Origin of the sequence: Maridesulfovibrio sp., assembly GCF_963678865.1 — a bacterium.
Lineage (GTDB): Bacteria > Desulfobacterota > Desulfovibrionia > Desulfovibrionales > Desulfovibrionaceae > Maridesulfovibrio.
The window spans coordinates 2,359,203-2,382,129 of sequence record NZ_OY787459.1; the positions used below are offsets into that span (position 1 = coordinate 2,359,203).

Below are 22,927 nucleotides of genomic sequence, written 5' to 3' on the forward strand. Positions count from 1 at the left end.
ACGTAATGGCCCCCGCCCGCAAGGGGCAGGGGCCGACATTTGATAAACTTCTAGTAAAGCTTGCCGGTAACGGGATTCCAGTAGTTGATGAACTTACCGTTATCAACCTTACGGATAATGTAGTTGGAGCCGGAATCTCCATTAGGCTTGAACTTGATGTGCTTGGTTGCGCCATCGTAATCAAGCTTCATGAGTTCGGCTTTGACTTTCTCAGGATCTGTGGATCCTGCATCCTTGAGGGCCTTGAAATAAGCCATGGCAGAGTCGTATGCATAACCGGAGTATGCACCTGGCTCACCGTACTTGGGCTGATACTGTGCGTAAAATTCCTTATATGCGGGGGCATTGTCATCAATAAAACCGAAAGTAAGATAAACACCATTAGCTGCGTCTTTAGCAATTTCAATCAGCTGCGGATGATAAACTGCATCCTGAGCCAGACGGGCAGCCTTGATTCCCATGCGCTTGGCCTGAATCAGCATCAATGCGCCGGTGGCAGAGTTCTGCATGGACATGTAGTAAACATCAGGGTTGCTGTTCTTGACCTTGGTCAGGATAGCAGAAAAGTCTTTGTCGCCCTGATTGACGTGCTCGTGGCCGAGAACCTTGATGCCGGCAGCCTTACACATCTTTTCAACACCGTCAGCAAGACCCTGGGAATATGCGGTCTTATCATCTACAATGTATACGGACTTGGCTCCGAGCTGCTCCTGCATGAATTTCAGAGCTATGGAACCCTGATCATCATCACGACCGCACATGCGGAACATGTAAGGCAGGCCACGGGAGGTTACTTTTTCGTTTGTGGAGGCCGGGGTAATCATGATGATTGATTCTTCATCAAGTACTTCGGAAGCAGGAAGAGTTGCACTGGAGCAGTAAGAGCCTACCACCGCGTTAGCTTCTTCGTTAATGAGCTTGTTTGCGGTAGCAACAGCCTGACGGGGTTCACATGCGGTATCCTGCGGCAGGACCACGATTTCATCAAAGCCGGGGATTCCTCCGTTTGCCTTAACAACTTCTACCGCGGTAAGAACACCATTCTTGATGTCATTACCGTCAGCAGCATATGGACCTGTCAGCGGTCCCATAGTTCCGACTTTGAGTGTTTTTGCGAACACCATGCCTGCACTCAGCATAAGAATTGCTGAGACAAGCAGAGCTGTCATGATAGAACGTTTCATAGAACGAGCCTCCCTAAAGTGAATAAGGTTAGTTACCCAGATATGCCTCAATTACAGCAGGATTTTTCTGAATTTCTTCAGGGTTACCCTTTGCAATCATTACTCCGTGATCAAGAACAACCAAGCGCTGGCAGATACCCATGACAACTTTCATGTCATGCTCCACCATAAGCACATTGATACCCCTTTCAGAGATTTTGCGGATCGTATCCATCAACTCCCCGCTCTCAGCCGGATTCAGACCTGCGGCTGGCTCGTCAAGCAGAATTGTGCTCGGTTCGGAAGCCAAAGCCCTTGCTATTTCAAGCCGCCGCTGATGACCGTAAGGAAGACTGGACGCAACCTCGTCAGCATATTCGTCTAGCTCTGCGAACCGAAGCTCCTCCATTGCCTTTTTCTTGATACGCGCCTCCTCCTTTTTCTGGGCCGGAGTGCGAAAAATAGCGCCGAAGACTCCGCATGATGAGCGGGAGTGTTGAGCAACCATTACATTTTCAAGTGCGGTCATATTCTGAAAGAGACGAATATTCTGAAAAGTTCTGGCAATACCTTTATGGAGCACCTGATACGGCTTTAAGCCGGTAAGGTTTTCACCGTCGTATTCAACGTGACCACCGGATGCTGAATAGACTCCGGTTATCACGTTAAAGACTGTGGTTTTGCCAGCGCCGTTAGGTCCGATAAGTCCCACAATCTCTCCCGGCATGAGAGAGAAGTTAACCTCTGCCAGAGCCTGCAGTCCACCGAAGCGGACGCTCACATCGTGTAAATGAAGTTCTGCCATATTGGACATACCTATACACATTATTCTTCTTGAGATCAAGACAGAAGACGTTTTTTATTTCTTACTATCCTAATCTAAAGAATTATTATTCGTAGCAGCAACGCTTTACCGCGAACTAACTACTAAACCTGATTGCATGATCAACTTTTCTGCACAAACAACAGCAATACAGCTGACAGTTTGATCATAGAACAGTAGAAACGATGTTTTACTATATTCTGCTTTCTAGTCATTTTATCTAACATTAGTATCTATAGTTGTTGATTCACATTTGATCATACAGACAATAGCACGTAATAAAAGTCTTTTTTTACTTACAAAATTGTCCATATATCTAGCAGCATTTTTCATATTTGGCTAATTTCTAATATTAGAACTGACCATTCTTTTTTAAGCGCAGTTATTTCTCACTATTTGCAAATATAATGAATTAAATTCTTAGTTTAATTATTTTTGCATTATAAACGATTTTTTACAAAAGCAACTCACTTCTCACTTATGTAAATTTTAAGTAAAAAATTTTATTCTCCATTATGTCGCCCAAAAAAAAGAGACCCTGTCCGCAATGCGGACAGGGTCTCACTAACTTCAATAAAATGAAGCGGGATGGCTAGATCGGCCTACCAGCTATCATCACCGAAAGGATCGGAACCGAAGCCGAAGTCTTCAGCAGGTGCACCACCGGTTTCGGGAGCACCAGCGGAATCACCAGCAGGAGCTGCACCTTCAGCTACAGCACCGGCAGCTACGGTTACAACACCGTGCTTTTTAACGTCTTCGATCATTTTGAGGAGTTCATCAACTTTACCGATGTACTCTTCAACTTTTTCCTGAGAAGTAACGAGGACTTTATCGCCTTCGTCCTTACCAGCAGCTTCAAAAGCTTCACACTTGCCTTTGTATTCAGCCATGGCTTTTTCGGTTTCACCGAGTTTGCCTTCAGCAGCAGCAAGTTTGGTTTCCAGATCCTGAACTTTAGCAGCCTGCTCAGAGATAGTGGAACGGTATTCAGCGAGCTTTCCGAAGATAGCATCAACCTGAGTCATAACGTCGCCGGGAAGTGCGCCAACGGAAACGTTGTCGCCAAGGCCGGTAACCTGACCGGTTTTCATTTTAGCCAGTTCAGGATGCTGTTCGTAGATCCATGCTTTTGCAAGAGCTGCTGCAAAAGGTTCGAATTCAGCATCGATGTCTTTCTGGGTCATGTATCCCAGAAGTTCCTGTACAGAGTTGTTGCTTTCGCCACCCTTGATGTAGGACACAAAAGTGCTCATGGGGAAAGTTTTGCGTGCTTCAGACATGGTTTAGTTCCTCCTTGCTCTATTACAGAGTAAAAGTCTTTTCTTCACGGACCGGCATGGGCAGACGGCCAATGTATCTTGCATAAGTTAAAGCTGCAGTCCTGTAGACCAGGTGTCCAAGTTTGGACCACGGCAGATAGACAAACATCATGAATACGGCGATCAGGTGCACGTAGTACATGGGGTATGCGAGAACTGCTACACCGAGGAGACGCAGAAGTTCACACATGACGCCGGTTACGGCGATAGTCCAGATCAGGCCGAGCAGATACCAGTCATAGTAGCTGGAACCATGTACGCTCTGGTCCTGATTCAGACGACGCTTAGTGAGCATCACCAGTGAATAAACCAGCAGTACAGCGCCAACGTTGGCCAGAATCTTGATCGGGTGCCACAGCGGCATGGGAGTATGGCCTATATGACCGAGGAAAGGAATAATCTTTCCACCCCAGTGGGTTACAGCAACCACACCGGTTACGACCATCAGGCAGACGAATGCGAGCATGATGAAACGGTGACCGTTGAACTTCTGTTCGTCAGCTTCATCGGTTTCACCGCATTCTTTCCATTTGGAGTGAGTCAGCAGTTCGTTTTTACAAACGTCAATGAAGCACTCCAGCATGCTGGGCTTTTCAGATTTGTCACCTACAGCAAAGACCTTCGGTTGATCTTTGAATGATTCGATCAGGTTCTTTACTCCTTTATAGAAGGTCCAAACCATAAAACCGAAGGCAATCATGAAGATCGGGTCAATAGTAAAGTCGCCGGGAAACAGGTATCCATAGACGATTTCACCATCTTTAAGAGGGAAGAAGGAACCGCGGACTCCCGCCATGATAAACCAAATGATCATGTAGATCGCTGCCGGAATAGCCATAAGCTTGGGCAGGTGCTTGGGGGAAGCCATCCATTTACCGATAATGGAAGGGGTTACCATCTTCTGATAGGCCATGTTACGAAGCCCTGCGAGCAGATCTGCAGGACGTGCGCCACGGGGACACAGGTCAGAACAGGTACCGCAGTTGTGACACAGCCAGATATCGATGTCGTTAACGAGTTTATCTTTAAGGCCCCACTGAGCCCAGACCATTTCCTTACGAGGGTAAGGATTATCGGCAGGCGACAGGGGACAGGCTACAGAGCAGGTTGCGCACTGGTAGCACTTCTTCAGGCTTTCGCCACCGACTTCCTGCAGTTCCTTGATGAACTCCAGATCCGGTTTAATGCGAATATCTTTTTCCATATCGCGTCTACCTCCTAGTAGCCCTTGAACGGGTTAGGACCGATCTTGATCATCTCATTAACAAAGTTATCGATCATGTCGGGAACTTTGTCGTATTCATCGATGGCAAGTTCAGCCTGTACAACACGCTCGGGTTCAACGCCAAGTCTTTTCAGAGAATCAGCGACGTTTTCCATACGGCGGTTACAAAGCTCAGAGCCCTTCACAAAGTGGCACTGGTAGTCTTCGCCGTACTTACAACCAAGCAACAGAACTCCATCAATACCCTTGGACATTGCATCTGCAATCCAGATGGTGTTTACAGAGCCGAGACAGCGGACGGGAACGACACGAACATAGGGGGACCAGCCTTTACCGCGCATAGCTGCCATATCGAGTGCCGGGTAGGCATCGTTTTCACAAGCAAGTACGATAAAACGGGGACCGCCGACTTCCATATCATCAGGTACGTTAACCTGCTTGATCATGGAACCGATCATGTCAATATTGTAGTTGTCGAATCCGATTACGCGCTCAGGGCAGGCACCCATACAGGTACCGCAACGGCGGCAACGGGACGGATTCGGCATTGGTGTTCCTTTTTCATCATCATCGAGTGCGCCGAAGGGACATTCCTCGGTACAACGTTTACACTGGGTACAACGCATGAAGTTGAAAACAGGATAGGTGGTGTCACCGGAGCGGGGATGTACAGCTACGCCGTGGTTGGAGGAGTTAATACACTGGATCGCTTTCAGGACAGCACCTGCTGCATCCTCACGGGCAAGTCCCATGGACATGGGCTGACGCACACAACCTGCGGCGTAAATACCGGTACGGCGTGTTTCGTAAGGGAAGCAGATGTAGTTGGAGTCTGCATATCCGTCGAACTGCTTAAGATCGGGGAATGCGGGACCCTGTCTGTATACGAGGTTGATGGTCGGATCGTGCGCGGTGGTGGGAACCATACCGGTGGGAACAACGACCAGCTCAGCTTCGATTTCAATATTTTCGCCCAGCAGGGTATTGCTGGCGCAAACGACCATACCGGCACCCTCTTCCTTGATGGAAGTAACGGTACCCTTGGTCAGCATTACGCCGGGGTTATCCTGTGCTGCACGATAGTAACGCTCGTTAACACCGGGCACCATCATGTGATTGTAGATGATGTAGGCTATAGCGTCTTCATTCTTTTCACGTACGTAGTTGGCCTGCTTGAGAGCTACAAGACTGTTAAGCTCAGAGCTGTAGGGAAGATGCTTGTAAGATTCCATGTCTTCATAGACAAATTTATCTTCCTCTTCTCCCTCAGCAGCTTCTGCTGCTGCAGCATCGTCAGCTGCAATCTGCTCTTCAGAGCGATTCGCGTAAGCATCTTCTTCAGCGGCAAACTTTTCTTCACTGAGGCGAGTATCAAGTACGAAAGCAACAGACTTAGCAGTCATTTTGCCTTGCTTGACCAGAGCTTCAAATTCAGCAGCAGTTACAACCTTGGAAGAACCGTAGCCCATAGGCTCTACGTATTTTGTATCCTGGGGAACCCAACCGGTGGCCAGAACACAAGCACCGACAGCCATCTCTTCAACGTTGCCGCCGACCTGCACTTTAGCAGTGTATTTGCCGGGTGCACCTTCGAGAGCCTTAAGCTGTGCGGAGGTCAGCACTTTGATTCTGGAGTTGGACTGAACTTCAGCTATCAGAGAATCAATTCCGGTTTCATGTGCTTCGGTATAAGGATAGGAAAGGGGGAATGTTTTGTACATTCCGGCAGCCTTACCACCAAGGTTGGCTTCCTTTTCTACCAGAATTACGTCGTGGTTGGTCTTGGCAGCATAAAGAGCTGCGGTGAGACCGGTGAAACCACCACCCATGACCATGACAACCTTGTTGGCGTCGAAAGCCTGAGATTCCTGCTCTTTGGTTTTGAGCAGCTTGGTAACACCCATTTTGACGTATTCGTTTGCCATTATTTTGAGGAGCTCAGGAACTTCGCCGTTCGGATCGGGCATGGTACCGTCGGGATTCCTGAAAACCTTGATGCACTGTTCACGCAGGTTGACTCGTTCGACAGCGACATTGTCAAAGTCGAAAATATCCCAGTCAACACGAGGGCTAGTGCCGCAGATACATACTGCGTCAACGTTGCCAGCGTCGATATCATCCTGAATGAGCTTTCTTCCTTCCTCGCTGTTAAGACGCGGGTGCACCTTTACGACCGGACATTCGTTCGCGTAAACGCGACCGACGAGTTCAGCCATATCTTCAGCGTTCAGGTAAGGAGATACGCTCGCTTGGTCGAAATAAACTCCGATTTTTTCGGGCATGTCGACTTACCTCCCTATCACCGTTTGGATCGCTTTGAGAGCGGCAGCAGTACCGGACTGGGCTGTCTTCATGACATCCAGAGGCTGCTTTGCACACCCGGCAGCGAAAATGCCTTGTTCCTCACCGCCGACAATAAAGCCCTGATCATCAACCTGTACGCCGGAAGGAACCGGAGTACCTGCCAGGCTGGGCTGCATACCGGTAGCCAGAACTAAAAGATCATGCTCGTTCTGAGACTTGATACCGGTTTCTGCATCCTCAACTGTGACAAGAACGTTGCCGGAACCGGATTCTTCAATAACTTCTGCAACTTTACCTTTAACGGCGTTGATTTTGTCATCGGAAAGAATACGTTTTGCAAACTTGTCGTAACGTCCCGGGGTACGCAGGTCGATGTAATAAATGGTGACCTTTGCATCGGGATACTGTTCGCGAACATATGCAGCCTGCTTCAGAGAAGCCATGCAGCAGATGTAGGAACAAAAGTTGAGGTGGTTTTCATCGCGGGAACCCGCACACTGTACGAATGCGATATTTTTAGGCTGCGCGCCGTCGGAGGGGCGCACAATCTTACCACAGGTAGGTCCGCTGGGAGCTGCAAGTCTTTCCATAGCCATGTTGGAAATACAGTTCTTAACGGTACCTGCACCGAGGTTGGAAAGTTTGGTAACATCATAAGGCTTCCAGCCGGTAGCGTAAACGATGGAACCTACATTAAGTGTGATGACCTTTTCCTCTTCTTTAAGGTCGATAACATCGACACCTGCGAGGAGTTTGAGGTCTTCATCAGTGCAATTTTCTTTTTCAAGAACGTACCTAGCGGGGAATGCAAAAGGTACATCCATGTAAAGAGCTTTGCGGTCACAGAGCTTGAACTCAAATTCGTCAGTAATGTCATTGGAGAGTTTCTCGATGACATCTGAGAGTTCTACACTGCCAGGACCCACATATCTGGGTTTGATGCGAACCTTGACTTCGTAGTTGCCTTTGGAACCGCTAATGGATTCCACTTCAGCCAAGGTAAAGAACTTAACGTTCTTATTGTTTTTGATTCTCTGAAACTGAATCTCCAGTCCGCAGGAAGGAGGACACAGCTTCGGAAAATATTTATTCAGCTGCATCACCCGGCCACCCAGATACGGCGCCTTCTCCACGATGAAGACTTCATGGCCTACTTCAGCGGCTTCGAGTGCAGCAGTGATACCACTGAACCCGCCGCCTACGACAAGTATGCTATTTGACATTCTCTATCCTCCTGAACTCTTTGAGGCCCTTAGCCATAAAATGGCCCAAACCCGGACACCGACCTTAGGTCGCAATACGGATTCAGACCATTTCAGTGCAAGCCGTAAAAGAACGGCTGCGGGCCGTAAGGCCCGCAGCCGCGAATATCATTCCCGGCTTAGAGGGGGATGATCTGGTGGTATGCTTTTTTGAAAATGGTAGTTTCACCTTTTTCAACATCGTACTTGGAGTTAACGAAGCATTTCCACTTGGAATCATCGAGACCCATGAAGTCACCACGGTAGTAGAAACCGGGGTAACGGGACTCTTCACGGAATTCAATGTGCTGCATGTGCAGGCGTACAGTCCACAGTCTGTGGAACTGTTCCCAACAACGCATGAGTTCGTGGAGGTCACGAGCAGCCAGTTTCTTGGAGTCTTCTTCGAGCATTTCGAGAAGATGGAAACCGGTGTGCAGCAGGGATTTGGAGGTAACGTACATGGTACCAACACCACCACCGTATTCATCAGTTGCCTTAACAAGGCGCATCATGAAGTTTTTGGGAGTGATGTAGTTGGGGTTAACTACGGGGTCGGTAGAGATGCCTTTACCGGCTTCGTAGGTGTACCAAGGCTGGTAGATTTCTTTAGCGAGATCAGCAGCTTTTTCGTTCAGAGTGGGTTTGAAGTCCTTGTGGTCAACAACCCAGCGTACCATCTGCTTACCAACGATACGACCTTCAGCGTGAGAACCGGAAGAGAACTTGTGACCGGAAGCACCAACACCATCAGCGCAGGTGAACAGACCGTTAACGGTGGTCATACGGTTGTAGACTTTACCGTTGTCAGCTTTAACTTTGTAATCTTCGGGAACCCAGTCTTCATCAGGACCGGAAGTCCAGATACCGCAGCAACCGGAGTGGGAGCCGAGGAGGTAAGGTTCGGTGGGCATGATTTCGGAACCGGAGTTTTCAGGTTCGATGTTCTGACAAGCCCAGAGGTTAGCCTGACCAACACACATATCAAGAAAGTCTTCCCAAGCTTCAGACTCGAGGTGTTTCTGTTCTGCGGGGGTCAGTTCTGCGAAAGTGTTCTGCAGTGCGGTAGCGGTGTCCATGTAGATGGGGCCGCGGCCTTCACGCATTTCACGGAGCATCATGTGGTTACGCAGACAGGTCGGGATTACGTGACCTTTAGCGTAGCCGCGATCTTCGTAAGGCTTGAGCATAGCGCGGTTGGTTTCGCAGTAGTCTTCGCCTTTGTAGTTGGTTGCTTTAGCTTTGAAGAGCAGGAACCATGCACCAACCGGACCGTAACCGTCTTTAAAACGAGCGGGTACGAAGCGGTTTTCCATCATGGTCATTTCAGCGCCAACCTGAGCACACATGGTGTAGGTGGAACCTGCGTTCCATACGGGGTACCATGCACGACCCATACCTTCACCAGTGGAGCGAGGACGGTAAACGTTTACTGCACCACCACATGCAACAACAGCAGCGTTGCATTTGAAAACGTATACTTTGTTTTCACGAGTGGAGAAACCTACAGCACCAGCGATGCGGTTAGGCTCATTAGCGTCGAGGAGCATTTTAACGATGAAAACGCGTTCCATGTAGTTATCTTCGCCGAGAGCCATTTTGGCTGCTTCAGCAACGATGCACTTGTAGGACTCACCGTTGATCATCATCTGCCAGCGACCGGAACGAACGCAAGCGTCGCCGTTACGCAGGGAGAGACCAGCTGCTTTAGCAGCTGCACCGTCGAGGTTCTTACCGTCTTTTTTGATCCAGCAGGGAAGGCCCCACTCTTCAAAAAGGTGAACGGAGTCATCAACGTGACGGCCGAGGTCAAAAATAAGGTCTTCGCGAACGAGGCCCATGAGGTCAGTACGAACCATGCGTACGTAGTCATCAGCGTCGTTTTCGCCAAGGTAGGTGTTGATAGCGGAAAGACCCTGTGCAACAGCACCGGAACGTTCCATAGCAGCTTTATCGAGGAGCATGATGGAGATGTCGCCACCGGCTTTTTCGATCCAGCGCATTGCTTCATAAGCAACACCGCAGTTACCCATACCACCACCGACGAGAAGAATATCAACGTCTTTTTCTATAAGCTCAGGTTCTGCGAGAGCAACACCTTTAGAAGCTTCTTTACTAGGGAGAAGAGGCATGTTTCCTCCTTAATTAGGTTTTAAGATTACGTGAATTAATACACCTAAGACATAAAGCTTAGCAGTGATTAATCCAGATCCTTCCAAGCTGTGGTCTTGTCAGCTTCAGCAACGTCAAACTTCTGTCCGAGAACTTCTTTGGGCTTAGCCAGTTCGGTTTCAGTGAAGAGAAGTTCGGTGTCAAGATCACCAGCTTCGGGTTTACCTTCATAAGGCTTGATAGAACCTTCAGGGGTAGTGCGGATGGGGAACTTGAAGCGTTTTACGTTACCGTTACGGAATTTAACGGTCCACATGATGTCTTCAGCAGAACGCATGGGGATGGAAGTACCACCCATGGGTGCGAAGTCACCATAGGGACGAGCTTCGATAGCGCCCTGGGGACAAATTTTAACGCAGGAGTAGCACTCCCAGCATCCTTCGGGTTCCTGGTTGTAAGCCCGCATTTCTTCGGGATCCAGGATCATAAGATCGTTAGGGCAGATGTACATGCAGGCGGTCTTTTCTCCACCTTTACAGCCATCACACTTTTCCGGATTGACAAAGGTCGGCATACCTAGTCCTCCTAAAAGGGTTTAATGTTATCAATCACCGACATCCTATAACCATTTATAAATCTTGCCTAATGTTCAAGGCTCGTGAAAATAGTAACTATCAAGCCCCTCATTAGGTGTCAAGACGAAAGTGAAATTTAGAACAAGCTATTTTCAAATCCGTTGCATAAATGGCTCTGAAACACTGCCGCCAATGACACCGAACACTTAAAATGAGGTTCGAAATTTTGCGGCAAAACAATAATGTGTTCCATCATGGGTTGGTATTTAGTTCAATCTAGCCTTTAATTGCAAGCCTTTTTTTCAGATTGTGGGATTTTCTTCACAACTGATCTAACAAACCGATTTTACAAGGCAAGAACATAGACTTTCACCTGATTTTTTCTAGACAAACTTCATATCATATCTACATATAATATGACATTATCTGATCATACCTTATCTTTTTCAACTAAATGCTAAGATCTACCTCAAAAATCTAAAACCATAGGCTACTACATATCAGTATACGCCAACAAACAGACCTCTTATTATTCAGAAGCCTAACATAAGATACTGAAATAACAGTATAATATTAAGATTTATTCCAACAACTTCTCCTGTCAGCAGGATCTTCAAGTGAAAATTTTCACTTCTTTTCAATTTTGCCCTTGACATTTCTTTCACAAACCATTCATAACGCCTTTTAAGCTTTATGGAGAAATTGACTTTTTGGACTATCCTGAAAGAACACTCCATGATATTGGTTTTTACGAATTTTCGTTCCGCAGACCCGCTTCACCTTAGAAGTGCAGCCTCCACAGAATACCCGGAGGCCGAAGATTTTTATCCGGAGGTCTTGCGGAAGGGCCAAGGTGTTGAAAAAATAATTACTACAAGGAGACGTAAACATGTCTAAGCTCGTAGCCCCTCACGGCGGTAAAGGTCTTGTATGCTGCCTGCTCGAAGGAGCAGAACTCGCTGCTGAACAGAAAAAAGCAGAAGGTCTGAAACAGATCGAAATTTCCGCCCGCGCAAAGGGTGACCTCATCATGATGGGATGTGGTGGTTTCTCTCCCCTGAACGGCTTCATGGGTAAAGAAGACTGGAAAGGCGTTTGTGAAAAATTCCTGATGACCGACGGCACCTTCTGGCCCGTACCGGTTACCCTCGACACCGATAACGAAGACGTTAAAGTCGGTGACGAAATCGCTCTCGTAAACAACGGTGAAGTATATGCTACCATGCAGATCACCGAAAAATACGAAATGACCGAAGAAGACAAAAAATGGGAATGCTACCAGGTCTTCAAAGGTGAAGGCGAAGAATCTGCTGACGATATCTTCTGGAAAACTGCTCTTGAAGATCACCCCGGCGTACAGATGGTTATGGCTCAGAAAAAATACAACCTCGCCGGCCCCGTTAAAGTTCTCTCCGAAGGTGAATACCCCGAACAGTACAAAGGCGTTTACCTGCGTCCCGCAGAAACCCGTGCAATGTTCGACGAAAAAGGCTGGTCCACTGTTTCCGCTCTCCAGCTCCGTAACCCCATGCACCGCTCCCACGAGTTCCTGGCAAAAATTTCCATCGAAGTCTGTGACGGTTGTCTGATCCACTCCCTGATCGGTAACCTCAAGCCCGGTGACATTCCTGCTGAAGTTCGTGTTAAAGCTATCGACACTCTCGTTGAGCACTACTTCGTTAAAGAAAACGTTATCCAGGCTGGTTACCCCCTCGATATGCGTTACGCAGGTCCCCGTGAAGGCCTCCTCCACGCTACCTTCCGTCAGAACTACGGTGTTAACCGCATGCTGATCGGTCGTGACCACGCTGGTGTTGGTGATTTCTACGGTCTGTTCGAAGCTCAGGAAATCTTCGACAAAATTCCTTACGCAACCGAAGCTTGCCCCGAACCCGGCAAAGCACTTCTTTGCGAACCCATGAAGATTGACTGGACCTTCTACTGCTACAAATGTGACGGCATGGCTTCCCTGAGAACCTGCCCCCACAACAAAGAAGAGCGCGTAATCCTTTCCGGTACCAAACTGCGTAAAGCTCTCTCCGAAGGCGCTGAAATCGTAGATCACTTCGGTCGTGACGAAGTTCTCGTACAGCTCCGTGAATACTACGAAGGCCTCACCGAAAAGGTTGAAGTCAAAATGCAGGGCGCAGCTTCCGGCGACGCAATGTAATTTAAGTAGTATCACTACTTGGTTATTCAGGGGGGAGGCGGTTTTCGCCTCTCCCTTTTTTGTTGTTTCCGGGGTCTTTTTCCAAAAAGATTTTTGGATGCTTAAAACAAAATATTTTAATCAAAAACGCAAAAGAGCATCACATAAAAGTATTTAAAATAACGGGCATTTTTCAAGCAATGCCACAGGGCTTGCTCATTAAACCAAATCGCGCTATTAAGGTGGACTTCCCTATATCACATTTCAGGAAATAAAATAATGCCCGAATATAAAAAATTTGATCGTTCCGGCGGTGCTGCACCGCGTAGACAGTCTCTTTTAGATGAAATCAAAGAGCTGGACGTAAGACTTCTTTCACTCGTATCCCGCAGAAATTACCTTATGGGTAAAGCTGCTTCCAAGCGTAAGCAAAAAGGTCTACCGCTTGGTGATCCGGATATGGAAAGGCGCATCTTCGAAACATGGACAGCAGAAGCCGGTAATAAAAAATTCGATGTAAAAACCGCTCGTCGAGTTTTTGAGCAACTCAATAACCTTGCTTATGCGGCTGTTGCGAAACCTGAGCATCGTAAGCTTTCCACATATATCCTTTCCCCGCCCCATAAGCCGGTCGACGTCACCTTTGACGGTCCCGGTTCTCTGCTGCAATCCAAGCTTTGGATCGCACTCAGCGCTGCTGCCGGAGCGGAATCTAAAATGGCTCCCCTTTGCGTCAACGACGAAATCACAGAACTGATCAAGGCTCTTAATCAGGCCGGCGCACACATTTCGTGGGACGGTGAAATGGTCGAATCCCGTTCAGGGGACGGCATTGAATTTGAGGAAAAACTCATTTTTGCCGGAGACAATGCGATGACCATGTTTCTGTCCATCGCCTTCGGTCTCAAGACTGTCGGTAAATTCAAAATTGCCGGCGGACCTATCTTGAAACAATTTGATTCCAGACCTCTGGCTGAAATTCTTTCTCCTCTTGGAGCAAGGCTGAACACATTGGACCTGCAAAGCCATGGACTGCCTGCTCGCCTTGAATGCGGTGGCCGGATGGCCTCTTCCATCGAGATCTCCGAGGATATTCCTGCTGAATTTGTGGCCGCGCTTGCTTTGGCTGCGTGGACCTATCCACAGGGATTGACCTTTAAGTTCAACGAAGAATGGCATGGACTCGACCTGCTGCAGGAAGTTGTTGCTGTGCTTAATAAATGCGGAGTAAAAGCCAAACTCACTGAAACAGAATGCGTTGTTCCGGCAACAAAGGATATTTCTGTCCCTGAAGAGCCGGCTATCGCATTAGAGCCGGAACTCTGCTCCGCCCTGCTGGCCATCCCCGCTTTCAGCGGCGGTCAGGTCACAATCAACGGCTTCTGGCCTAAATCTGCTGTTGCCGAAGACGCACTTCAAACTCTCAAAGCCGGCGGCCTTGAAATAAATATTTCCAAAGGAAGCATTACTGCGACTAAGGGTGAAACCGCAGATGCTCCTTCCTTTGATTTCGGAAAAGCTGCCGACCTCTTCCCCATCGGTCTGGCCCTTGCGGTCAACTCTCGCTCCGAATGTACTGTCAGCAATATCTCTGATGCGGTGATGTTCGAACAGGGTATTGAACTCCTCGAACGCCTTGGTATCAAATACGAACGCGGTGATGAAGAGTTGACAGTTCTCCCCGGACGACTCAAATGGGACGAAGCATGGTCTGCCCCAACTCCCTTCTTCGGTATTGCACTCGGTCTTCTGGCCTGGATGCGCCCCGGTATTTCCATCGAAAACCCCGGCGACCTGACAGATCTCTGGCCTCGTTACTGGACCCTCTACAACAGCCTGCCGGAAATCAACGGACTTAAAGACCCTGAGGTAAAGAAAAAAGATGAATCAAAAACCCGAAGAAGAATTAAAATCAATTAGCATCCCTGAGATCGAAGTTGAAATCGAGAACTTCAAGAAGGAATTGGAAACCTGCCGGCAGCTCACCAAAAAGCTGCTGGCAAGTGAAAACCCTTCTGAAGGAATCTATTTTGCCAAAGAAATCTTCGAATCCCAGCAGAATAAACTTCGTCTGGAAGCAGAGATTGACATTCGTCAACGAAAAATCAACCGAATGCGCCTCGGAATGGAAGGATAACAGCCCCCGCCTTCATAATAGCTTTTGCGGGCACTTTATGATGTACGCGGGGAGCGCCGTACAACAGGACACTTAGTTTCAAATCAGCTTACACAGCGTAATCACATCGGAGGTATCATGGGTTTAAATATTACTGAAAAGATCATATCCGCTCATCTTTTAAATGGAGAGATGGAACCGGGTACTGAAGTCGGGCTTCGCATAGATCAAACTCTTACTCAGGATGCCACCGGTACGATGGCTTATCTGCAATTTGAAGCCATGGGAATTGACAAAGTTCAAACCGAACTTTCCGTTAGTTACGTGGATCACAACACTCTGCAAATGGGCTTCCGCAACCCTGACGACCATCAGTATCTGCGCACAGTCGCAGCTAAGCACGGTGTTGTTTTTTCCCCTGCTGGAACCGGTATCTGTCACCAGCTGCATCTGGAAAACTTTGCCAAACCGGGCAAAACCCTGATCGGTTCTGACAGCCACACTCCCACTGCAGGCGGTCTCGGCATGCTGGCAATGGGTGCGGGCGGACTTTCTGTTGCTTTGGCCATGGCCGGGCAGCCTTACTCTATCCCCATGCCTCAGGTGGTCAAGGTTGAATTAACCGGTAAACTTACCGGTTGGGCTTCCGCCAAGGACATCATCCTTAAGCTGCTTGAACTCAAGACAGTCAAAGGCGGAGTGGGCAAAGTTTTTGAATTTGCCGGTGAAGGAGTTAAGTCTCTGACAGTTCCCGAACGCGCGGTTATCACTAACATGGGTGCCGAACTGGGCGCGACCACATCCATCTTTCCCAGCGATGAGAACACCAAGGCTTTCCTTAAAGTTATGGGTCGCGAGGAAGACTGGTCCGAACTCATTGCCGATGCAGATGCAACTTACGCCGAAGTGGTTGAGATTAATCTTTCCGAACTGGAACCGCTTGTGGCTCAGCCGCATATGCCGGACCGGGTAGTGACTGTAAAATCCCTTGCCGGCCTTAAAGTCAACCAGTCCGCAATAGGCTCCTGTACCAACTCTTCCTATTCCGACCTGAAAACAACCGCACTGATTCTTCAGGATCAGCAGTTGCCTGAAGGCGTGGACCTTATGATCTCCCCCGGCTCCAAACAGGTTCTCAAGATGCTCGCTTCCGACGGACTGATCGCGAACTTCCTTGATTCCGGAGCAAGACTTCTGGAATGTACCTGCGGTCCCTGCATCGGCATGGGCGGCTCTCCGACTTCCGCCGGGGTAAGCGTGCGAACCTTCAACCGTAACTTTGAAGGCCGCAGCGGAACTCAGGATGCGCAGGTATACCTTGCGAGCCCTCAGACTGCCGCCAAACTGGCTCTTGCCGGTGAATTCACAGATCCTGCCACATGGGGCACCCCACCGGAAAAAATTGAATTCCCGGAGAACGTTCCATCCATCCGCCATCTTTTCATCTTTCCTCCGGAAAACGGTGCTGAAGTTGAAATCGTGCGCGGACCTAATATTGTTCCCCTTGAAACTTTCTCCGCCCTGCCGGATGAAATTTCATCTGAAGTCAGACTCAAAGTCGGAGACGACATCACCACCGACCACATCCTTCCTGCAGGTGCACAAATCACCGCTCTGCGTTCCAACATCCCGGCCATCAGTGAGTATATCTTCAGCCGGGTAGATGAAGGATTCGTGGGACGTATGAAAGCCTCAGAAAACGGAATTATCCTCGGCGGAGAAAACTATGGACAAGGATCCAGCCGCGAACATGCTGCTCTCGGCCCCCGCCATCTGGGTGTTGTTGCCGTAATTACCAAGTCACTTGCCCGCATTCACAGGGCAAATCTTATCAATTTTGGCATTCTCCCCCTTGTACTCTCTGAAAAGAGTGATTACGACAAACTGTCTGAGGGAAGTAAATTGACCATCGATACCACCAGCATCACTGCCGGCGGAGAAACCGTTGCCAAGGCGGACGGCGCTGATATCAAGGTTAAAAACGACCTCTCAGAAAAAGAATTAGAAATTATCAAAGCCGGCGGCCTGCTGAATTACGTCGGTAAACAATTGTAAATGAGTTTGGCAGGGCATCCGCTTCAGCGGATGCCCTGCCGAAATAATAGAAAAACACTTGAACGCAGCAACTGCTGCAAACGGAGACTGAAGAAGCCATGATGGACATTCTGCGCCAAAATGCCCAGAGCTGGGGCATCAAAATCGCGTTCGGTATCATTATCGCAGTTTTTATTTTTGCCTTCGGCGCCGGCGGATTCAACGGCAACACCGATCCGGTAATCGCTTATGTTAACGACCAGCCGATTCCCACTCAAGAATTCATGCAGGCATACCGTGATAACGCTGAAGCTTTACGAGCCCAGAATCCAGATCTTGATTCCGATCAGCTCCAGTCACCTGAATTCAAAAAATATGTACTTGAGCAGATGGTCAGCCAGAAGCTTCTTGAAGCAGAAGCCCAAAAACTCGGTCTCTCTGTTTCTAACAACGAACTTTCATACAGCATCAGCCTGATTCCCGCATTCAGCGATAAAGACGGCAAGTTTGATATGAATCTCTATCAGTCTTTTCTGAAAAGCAGGTCCATGTCTGCTGCCACTTTTGAAGACAATATGCGCAATAGTGCCCTGATCAGCAAACTTCAGGAATATGTGACCATGCCGGTCAAACCCACTGAAGCTGACGCACGCAATCTTTTTGACACCGCATCTGAAAAAGTACAAATCGACTACTACAATATTCCCAGCATTGATTTTGCCAAAGATATAAAGATCAGTGACAAGGAAATTGAAGATTTCTACAAAGCAAACCCGGATAAATTTACAATCCCAGCCCGCTCCGTAGTAAAATACATTGCTTTCACTCCTGAGGAACTTTCCATAAACGAGAGCGTTACTCCCGAAGAAATCAAAGCATATTACGAAGCTCATAAAGACTCTTTCCAGCAGGAAGACCAGATCAAAGCCAGACACATCCTGATTGCAGTTGATGAACACGGCTCAGATAAAGATGTCGCCGCAGCTGAAAAGAAAATCAAGAAAATCCTCGCCAAAGCCAAATCCGGTCAGGATTTCGGCAAACTGGCTGAAAAATACTCTGAAGGCCCCAGCAACTCCAAAGGAGGGGAACTGGGCTGGTTCGGACGCGGTGCCATGGTTAAGCCTTTTGAAGAAGCCGCTTTTGCACTCAAAAAAGGTGATGTGAGCAACCCGGTCCGCACCCGTTTCGGATGGCACCTCATCAAGGTGGAAGACATCCGCAAGGCAGGCCAGAAAGAGCTTGATCAGGTAAAAGACGAAATTACTACCATTATTGCTCAGGAAAAAGCAGCTGATTCTATCACTGATAAACTTGACCACGCTATTGACCTGCTGGCCTCCGGCATGAAGCTGGACAAAGTTTCCGAGGAATTGGAGATTGCTTTCAAGAAAAGCGAAAAGGCGACTGTGCAGAATCTCTCCAGAGCTTTCGGTATGACTGAAAGTGCAGCGCAGACCATCATCGGCCTGCCTAAAGGCAGCTCCACAGATATGCCGATTGCCATTGACGGTGGTTATATCCTTGTTGAAAAAGAAGAAGATATTCCTCCGACTCTGAGTCCTCTCAAGGACCAGAAACAGGACATCGAAAGCTTCCTTATCCAGCAGCGGGCTATACAGTTTGCTAAAGTTAAGGCCATGTCCGTTCTGGGACAGCTGACTAACGAGAAATCTGCCGCCGAGGAACTGAAAGCGATCAAAAAGGATCTTAAAACATCCGAACCTTTCGGACGTGACGGCTTTGTTCCCGGACTGGGAATGAATCCTAAACTTGCTCAGGCTGCGTTTGCCGCCCAGAAAGATCAGTGGCTCTCTGAACCTTTTGAACTCCCCGGCGGATTCATCGTGGCCCGCCTTGACGAACGTATTCCGCCCAAAGAAGAAACCTGGAAAACACAAAAAGATGCGTTCATGAACGCAATCTTCCAGCAGCGTGCGAATGAAGTGTTCAGCGCATTCTTGACTGACCTGCGATCCAAGGCCCAGGTGGAGTACGTCCGCAAAGACCTCCTGAACTAGCCGACTCTCAATAAATTATATCAAAGGGTCTGCTCTTAAAGGAGCAGGCCCTTTTTTTATCCTCATCCAGATAACTTTTGTTTTAAACGCCTATTTTATCTTGCAGAGTTTTTACCTACAGAGTAACAGAATAACATTCCTGTCCATGCCATAGAAGGCAGGAAATACAAGAGGAGAAATACAATGCTTACTACTCCCAAAGGATATAAATTCGCAGCTCTTGAAGCTGGCTTCAAATATAAAGGCCGTAATGATCTGGCCTTGATCATAAGTGACGTCCCGGCAATTGCAGCTGCAGTTTTTACCAAAAACAAATTTCAGGCTGCCCCGGTTACTGTGGGCAAAGAAATTCTGGCTGAATCACAGGTTGTACGCGGAGCAATCATTAATGCCGGGCTAGCCAACGCCTGTACCGGCGCCGAAGGAATAGACGATTGCCGTGAAAGTCTGGTGCTTGCAGGCAAATACCTTGGGATAAGTGACCGGGATCTGCTTCCTGCCTCAACCGGAGTTATCGGTCCGCGCTTCAACATGGACAAATGGCGCGAAGCTGCACCTAAACTAAAAAAAGCACTTACCGATAATGACCCTGTCAGGGCGGCTAAAGCCATCATGACCACAGACAAATTCCCCAAACTGGCCTGGGGAGAAATAGAATGCGACGGCAAACCAGTGCGCATGCTCGGTATGTGCAAAGGAGCAGGAATGATCTCCCCGGACATGGCTACCATGCTCGGCTTTATAACCTGCGATGCTGAAGTTGACCCCCTGTGGTGGAAGGACGCTCTGCGCAGATGTATCGACAGGAGCTTTAACTGCATTACTGTAGACGGAGACACAAGCACCAATGACACAGTCATGGCGTTTGCCAACGGTGCTGCGGAAGTAAAAGCCGATACCGATGCTAAAAGATCGGCCATCGAAGCCTTGCTTCTGGACATCTGCCAACAGCTTTCCTACATGATTGTGCAGGATGCCGAAGGCGGTACCAAAGTTATGCATATCAGCGTGACTGGGGCCGCATCCGATGCTGACGCGGAATTGATTGTCCGTGCTGTGGGTAATTCGCCGCTGGTCAAGACCGCGCTTTTTGGTGAAGATCCCAACTGGGGCCGTATTGTTGCTGCCGCAGGCCGGAGCGGTGCCGAGTTCAATCCTGAAATGCTGACTTTGAGCTTTGGTAAAATTGTGGTCTTTGAAAACGGCAAACCGGTAGAGGGAGATATGGACGCTTTACTTGAACCGATCATGCGCAAGCAGGATATAAAAGTGAACATATCCCTGGCAGACGGAGATGGGTCGTCCATGCTTCAGGCTTCCGACCTGACCCGTGAATATATCAATATCAATGCGGACTACAGGTCTTAAAACTTATACGCTCACTAAATAATCAGATATTTATATGATGAAAAACATGAAAAACCGGGACAAGATGACCAGACTTGCCGACTTCTTATTTGAAGTCGGCATGCTGCGTAAAACTCCGCGTACGGGCTACCAGTTTCTCGGAACCGGTTCAGAATCCGTGGCGGACCACTCCTACCGGGTAGCGGTACTGGGTTACGTGCTGGCAGATATGGCCGGAGCGGATATGGCACGCACAGTATTCATGTGCCTGTTCCATGACCTGCACGAAGCCCGGACAGGTGACTTCAACTACGTAAACCGTATCTACAACCGTAGCTACCGGGATCGATCCCTGCGCCACACTCTGGCAGGGACCGGACTCGAAGATAAGATTTTCCCTCACTGGGAAGAGCTTGAAGAATGTGAAACCATTGAATCAAAACTGGCACAGGATGCTGACCAGCTCGACTTCATTCTTAACCTTAAAGAAGAGCTGGACATGGGCAACCGTTACGCAGGCCAATGGCTTGAATCAGCCTTAAAAAGGCTGCGCACGGAAGAAGGACAGCAACTTGCAGATAAAATCGCCGAAACTGACCATAAAGACTGGTGGTATCTCGGCCCTCCCCCAAGTTGGTGGGAGAATAAAAACGGTCTTGATGATGAAGACTGATCATACTTCATGGTAAGATTACCTGGAAAGCTGAAAATACACCTTTCACTGCCTTTTCGCCCTTTTATTTAGCAGATCATTATGCTAAGGGGACGGTTTAGGCTGAACGTCAATCAACATTAATCAAACTTTATATCCACATAATCATGTCCCAAGCTGAAACTGAAAAGAAAATACTCCTGCCCTTCCACCTTCTGGGCAAGTGCAGCATGAACATCCTTGCAGAAGCCGGAGCCATGTTCATTTTCCTGTTGGACGGACTGCTGCATATTTTCAGTTCACTGGGAATCCTAAAAAAAACGGTCAAGGAACTATATTTCATCGGTGTTAAGTCACTTACCGTAATATTCCTGATAGGCCTTTTTACCGGAATGGTTGTCGGCCTCCAAACCCAATATGCCCTTGCCAAATTCGGTTCTGACGGTTTTCTCGGTGCAGCGGTAGCTCTTTCGCTGGTCCGTGAACTCGGGCCGGTGCTTACAGCCATCATGCTCACCGGGCGGGCCGGATCATCCATGACAGCTGAAATCGGGGTAATGCGTATTTCGGAGCAAATTGATGCCCTTGAGCTCATGGATATCAATCCAGTCAACTATCTGGTCAGCCCCAAGATAGTCGCTTCACTGATTTCTTTCCCGATACTTACAGCGCTGTTCGACCTGATCGGTATAGCAGGCGGTTACCTTACCGGGGTAGCCCTGCTTGGCGGGAACTCCGGAGTGTATTTCCATCGGGTTTACACTTCCCTTTCATGGGAAGACATTTCAGCCGGTTTCAGTAAGTCCCTTGTCTTTGCCGTGCTAGTCTGCACCGTATGCTGCTTTCAGGGATACTTCACCCACCACCGCAAGGACGGCAAAGGTCCGGAAGGCGTAAGTCAGGCAACAACAACTGCAGTAGTAATGTCCTGCGTGCTGGTTCTTGTGGCCGACTACGTAATGACTTCCTTACTTTTTTAGAGGGACGAGATGAATTCCAAAGCACCGGACATTAAAATTGAAAACCTGACAATCGGTTACGATGGCTCCCCTGTTGTTTCCGACATTAACGCGGTCCTGCCCGGCGGTGGGATTTCCGTTATTCTCGGTCGCTCCGGTTGCGGAAAGTCTACCCTGCTCAAGAATATTCTCAAACTGAACACCCCGATGGGCGGTGCTGTTTATCTGGGAAGACACAATATTTACGAACTCAAGCGCAAAGCCTTTCGATGCCTGAAACAACGTATCGGCGTCCTATTTCAGGACGGTGCTCTGCTCGGTGCTTTGAACCTATTCGACAACGTTGCCCTGCCCCTGCGCGAACACACCAGGCTCAAGCAGCCGGAGATCTACGAGGTAGTTAAAGCCAAGCTCAGTCTTGTCGGACTGGAAAAATTCATGGACTACTACCCCAATGAACTTTCAGGAGGCATGCGCAAAAGGGCCGGACTGGCCCGGGCTATGGTCATGGACCCGGATATCCTTTTCTGCGATGAACCTACTTCCGGACTCGACCCCATCAACTCAGCCGAGCTTGACGGACTGCTGATGGAACTGAAGGACAGATTTGACATGACTATCGTAGTAGTCAGCCATGATCTGGCCAGCATGAAAACCATTGCCGACTACGTGGTCGTTCTTGGTGAAGGGAAAACTCTCTTCAAGGGGCTGAAAGAAGAGCTTCTGACAACTGAAGACAGCTATTTGCGTCAATTTCTGGATCGTGAAGGTGAAAAACGGGAAACCCCTCGCCTTACAATGGCCCCGCTTGATCCTACAGTTATGAAAATGAATTGCGCCAAATACATTGGCGATATGAACAGCAATTAAAGGCATATGGACTT

Annotated in this window: 17 protein-coding genes; 9 read left to right on the forward strand and 8 right to left on the reverse strand. The window is 48.5% G+C overall.

The features are described 5' to 3' along the window. Positions 1–50: 50 nt before the first annotated feature. The 8 genes from ACKU41_RS10790 to aprB all read right to left on the reverse strand — a co-directional run bounded on the left by ACKU41_RS10790 (position 51) and on the right by aprB (position 10,764). A complete protein-coding gene (locus tag ACKU41_RS10790) occupies positions 51–1,184 on the reverse strand; it encodes a branched-chain amino acid ABC transporter substrate-binding protein (protein ID WP_321400707.1) in 1,134 nt (377 codons plus the stop codon). A gap of 28 nt (positions 1,185–1,212) precedes the next feature. After that, entirely contained in the window at positions 1,213–1,968 is a 756-nt protein-coding gene (locus tag ACKU41_RS10795; RefSeq protein WP_319777353.1) for an ABC transporter ATP-binding protein, read from the reverse strand. Positions 1,969–2,588: 620 nt separating this feature from the next. Beyond that, positions 2,589–3,269, reverse strand: coding sequence for a hypothetical protein (locus tag ACKU41_RS10800; protein WP_321400710.1), 681 nt, complete (start codon positions 3,267–3,269; stop codon positions 2,589–2,591). A 22-nt stretch (positions 3,270–3,291) separates the two neighbouring features. After that, positions 3,292–4,512: a quinone-interacting membrane-bound oxidoreductase complex subunit QmoC gene (gene qmoC, locus ACKU41_RS10805; RefSeq protein WP_319777356.1), complete on the reverse strand. Its 1,221-nt coding sequence runs from the start codon at positions 4,510–4,512 to the stop codon at positions 3,292–3,294. 14 nt (positions 4,513–4,526) lie between these two features. Beyond that, complete coding sequence (locus ACKU41_RS10810) at positions 4,527–6,815, reverse strand: hydrogenase iron-sulfur subunit (RefSeq protein WP_319777357.1); 2,289 nt, start codon at positions 6,813–6,815, stop codon at positions 4,527–4,529. Between the two features lie 6 nt (positions 6,816–6,821). Continuing rightward, positions 6,822–8,060: an FAD-dependent oxidoreductase gene (locus tag ACKU41_RS10815; protein ID WP_319777359.1), complete on the reverse strand. Its 1,239-nt coding sequence runs from the start codon at positions 8,058–8,060 to the stop codon at positions 6,822–6,824. A 158-nt stretch (positions 8,061–8,218) separates the two neighbouring features. Further along, entirely contained in the window at positions 8,219–10,210 is a 1,992-nt protein-coding gene (gene aprA / locus ACKU41_RS10820) for an adenylyl-sulfate reductase subunit alpha (RefSeq protein WP_319777361.1), read from the reverse strand. A 68-nt stretch (positions 10,211–10,278) separates the two neighbouring features. Further along, complete coding sequence (gene aprB, locus ACKU41_RS10825; protein WP_319777362.1) at positions 10,279–10,764, reverse strand: adenylyl-sulfate reductase subunit beta; 486 nt, start codon at positions 10,762–10,764, stop codon at positions 10,279–10,281. An 890-nt stretch (positions 10,765–11,654) separates the two neighbouring features. On the opposite strand from aprB, the gene sat reads away from it, so the two are divergent. The 9 genes from sat to ACKU41_RS10870 all read left to right on the forward strand — a co-directional run bounded on the left by sat (position 11,655) and on the right by ACKU41_RS10870 (position 22,913). Further along, the gene (gene sat, locus ACKU41_RS10830; protein ID WP_319777363.1) at positions 11,655–12,935 is read left to right on the forward strand and encodes a sulfate adenylyltransferase; all 1,281 of its coding nucleotides are present in this window, start codon (positions 11,655–11,657) and stop codon (positions 12,933–12,935) included. A 258-nt stretch (positions 12,936–13,193) separates the two neighbouring features. Continuing rightward, a complete protein-coding gene (locus tag ACKU41_RS10835; protein ID WP_321400715.1) occupies positions 13,194–14,834 on the forward strand; it encodes a chorismate mutase in 1,641 nt (546 codons plus the stop codon). Continuing rightward, positions 14,797–15,051: a hypothetical protein gene (locus ACKU41_RS10840; protein WP_319777366.1), complete on the forward strand. Its 255-nt coding sequence runs from the start codon at positions 14,797–14,799 to the stop codon at positions 15,049–15,051. Before ACKU41_RS10835 ends, ACKU41_RS10840 begins: the two co-directional genes overlap by 38 nt. 117 nt (positions 15,052–15,168) lie before the next feature. Then, on the forward strand, positions 15,169–17,085 hold the full coding sequence (locus ACKU41_RS10845; protein WP_321400716.1) for an aconitate hydratase: 1,917 nt from the start codon (positions 15,169–15,171) through the stop codon (positions 17,083–17,085). A 98-nt stretch (positions 17,086–17,183) separates the two neighbouring features. Next, positions 17,184–19,085: a SurA N-terminal domain-containing protein gene (locus ACKU41_RS10850; protein WP_321400718.1), complete on the forward strand. Its 1,902-nt coding sequence runs from the start codon at positions 17,184–17,186 to the stop codon at positions 19,083–19,085. Between the two features lie 183 nt (positions 19,086–19,268). After that, positions 19,269–20,453, forward strand: coding sequence for a bifunctional glutamate N-acetyltransferase/amino-acid acetyltransferase ArgJ (argJ, locus tag ACKU41_RS10855; RefSeq protein WP_321400720.1), 1,185 nt, complete (start codon positions 19,269–19,271; stop codon positions 20,451–20,453). 34 nt (positions 20,454–20,487) lie between these two features. Next, positions 20,488–21,105 (forward strand): HD domain-containing protein, encoded by a 618-nt coding sequence (locus ACKU41_RS10860; protein WP_319777372.1) that lies wholly within the window; start codon positions 20,488–20,490, stop codon positions 21,103–21,105. A 146-nt stretch (positions 21,106–21,251) separates the two neighbouring features. Then, the gene (locus ACKU41_RS10865; RefSeq protein WP_321400722.1) at positions 21,252–22,064 is read left to right on the forward strand and encodes an ABC transporter permease; all 813 of its coding nucleotides are present in this window, start codon (positions 21,252–21,254) and stop codon (positions 22,062–22,064) included. Positions 22,065–22,073: 9 nt separating this feature from the next. After that, the gene (locus tag ACKU41_RS10870; RefSeq protein WP_319777374.1) at positions 22,074–22,913 is read left to right on the forward strand and encodes an ATP-binding cassette domain-containing protein; all 840 of its coding nucleotides are present in this window, start codon (positions 22,074–22,076) and stop codon (positions 22,911–22,913) included. Positions 22,914–22,927 lie beyond the last annotated feature (14 nt).

Bases quoted from the DNA above. Each gene is read 5' to 3' on its own strand.
- ACKU41_RS10790 (WP_321400707.1), bottom strand. From the start codon at position 1,184: ATGAAACGTTCTATCATGACAGCTCTGCTTGTCTCAGCAATTCTTATG.
- ACKU41_RS10795 (WP_319777353.1), bottom strand. From the start codon at position 1,968: ATGGCAGAACTTCATTTACACGATGTGAGCGTCCGCTTCGGTGGACTG.
- ACKU41_RS10800 (WP_321400710.1), bottom strand. From the start codon at position 3,269: ATGTCTGAAGCACGCAAAACTTTCCCCATGAGCACTTTTGTGTCCTAC.
- qmoC (WP_319777356.1), bottom strand. From the start codon at position 4,512: ATGGAAAAAGATATTCGCATTAAACCGGATCTGGAGTTCATCAAGGAA.
- ACKU41_RS10810 (WP_319777357.1), bottom strand. From the start codon at position 6,815: ATGCCCGAAAAAATCGGAGTTTATTTCGACCAAGCGAGCGTATCTCCT.
- ACKU41_RS10815 (WP_319777359.1), bottom strand. From the start codon at position 8,060: ATGTCAAATAGCATACTTGTCGTAGGCGGCGGGTTCAGTGGTATCACT.
- aprA (WP_319777361.1), bottom strand. From the start codon at position 10,210: ATGCCTCTTCTCCCTAGTAAAGAAGCTTCTAAAGGTGTTGCTCTCGCA.
- aprB (WP_319777362.1), bottom strand. From the start codon at position 10,764: ATGCCGACCTTTGTCAATCCGGAAAAGTGTGATGGCTGTAAAGGTGGA.
- sat (WP_319777363.1), top strand. From the start codon at position 11,655: ATGTCTAAGCTCGTAGCCCCTCACGGCGGTAAAGGTCTTGTATGCTGC.
- ACKU41_RS10835 (WP_321400715.1), top strand. From the start codon at position 13,194: ATGCCCGAATATAAAAAATTTGATCGTTCCGGCGGTGCTGCACCGCGT.
- ACKU41_RS10840 (WP_319777366.1), top strand. From the start codon at position 14,797: ATGAATCAAAAACCCGAAGAAGAATTAAAATCAATTAGCATCCCTGAG.
- ACKU41_RS10845 (WP_321400716.1), top strand. From the start codon at position 15,169: ATGGGTTTAAATATTACTGAAAAGATCATATCCGCTCATCTTTTAAAT.
- ACKU41_RS10850 (WP_321400718.1), top strand. From the start codon at position 17,184: ATGATGGACATTCTGCGCCAAAATGCCCAGAGCTGGGGCATCAAAATC.
- argJ (WP_321400720.1), top strand. From the start codon at position 19,269: ATGCTTACTACTCCCAAAGGATATAAATTCGCAGCTCTTGAAGCTGGC.
- ACKU41_RS10860 (WP_319777372.1), top strand. From the start codon at position 20,488: ATGATGAAAAACATGAAAAACCGGGACAAGATGACCAGACTTGCCGAC.
- ACKU41_RS10865 (WP_321400722.1), top strand. From the start codon at position 21,252: ATGTCCCAAGCTGAAACTGAAAAGAAAATACTCCTGCCCTTCCACCTT.
- ACKU41_RS10870 (WP_319777374.1), top strand. From the start codon at position 22,074: ATGAATTCCAAAGCACCGGACATTAAAATTGAAAACCTGACAATCGGT.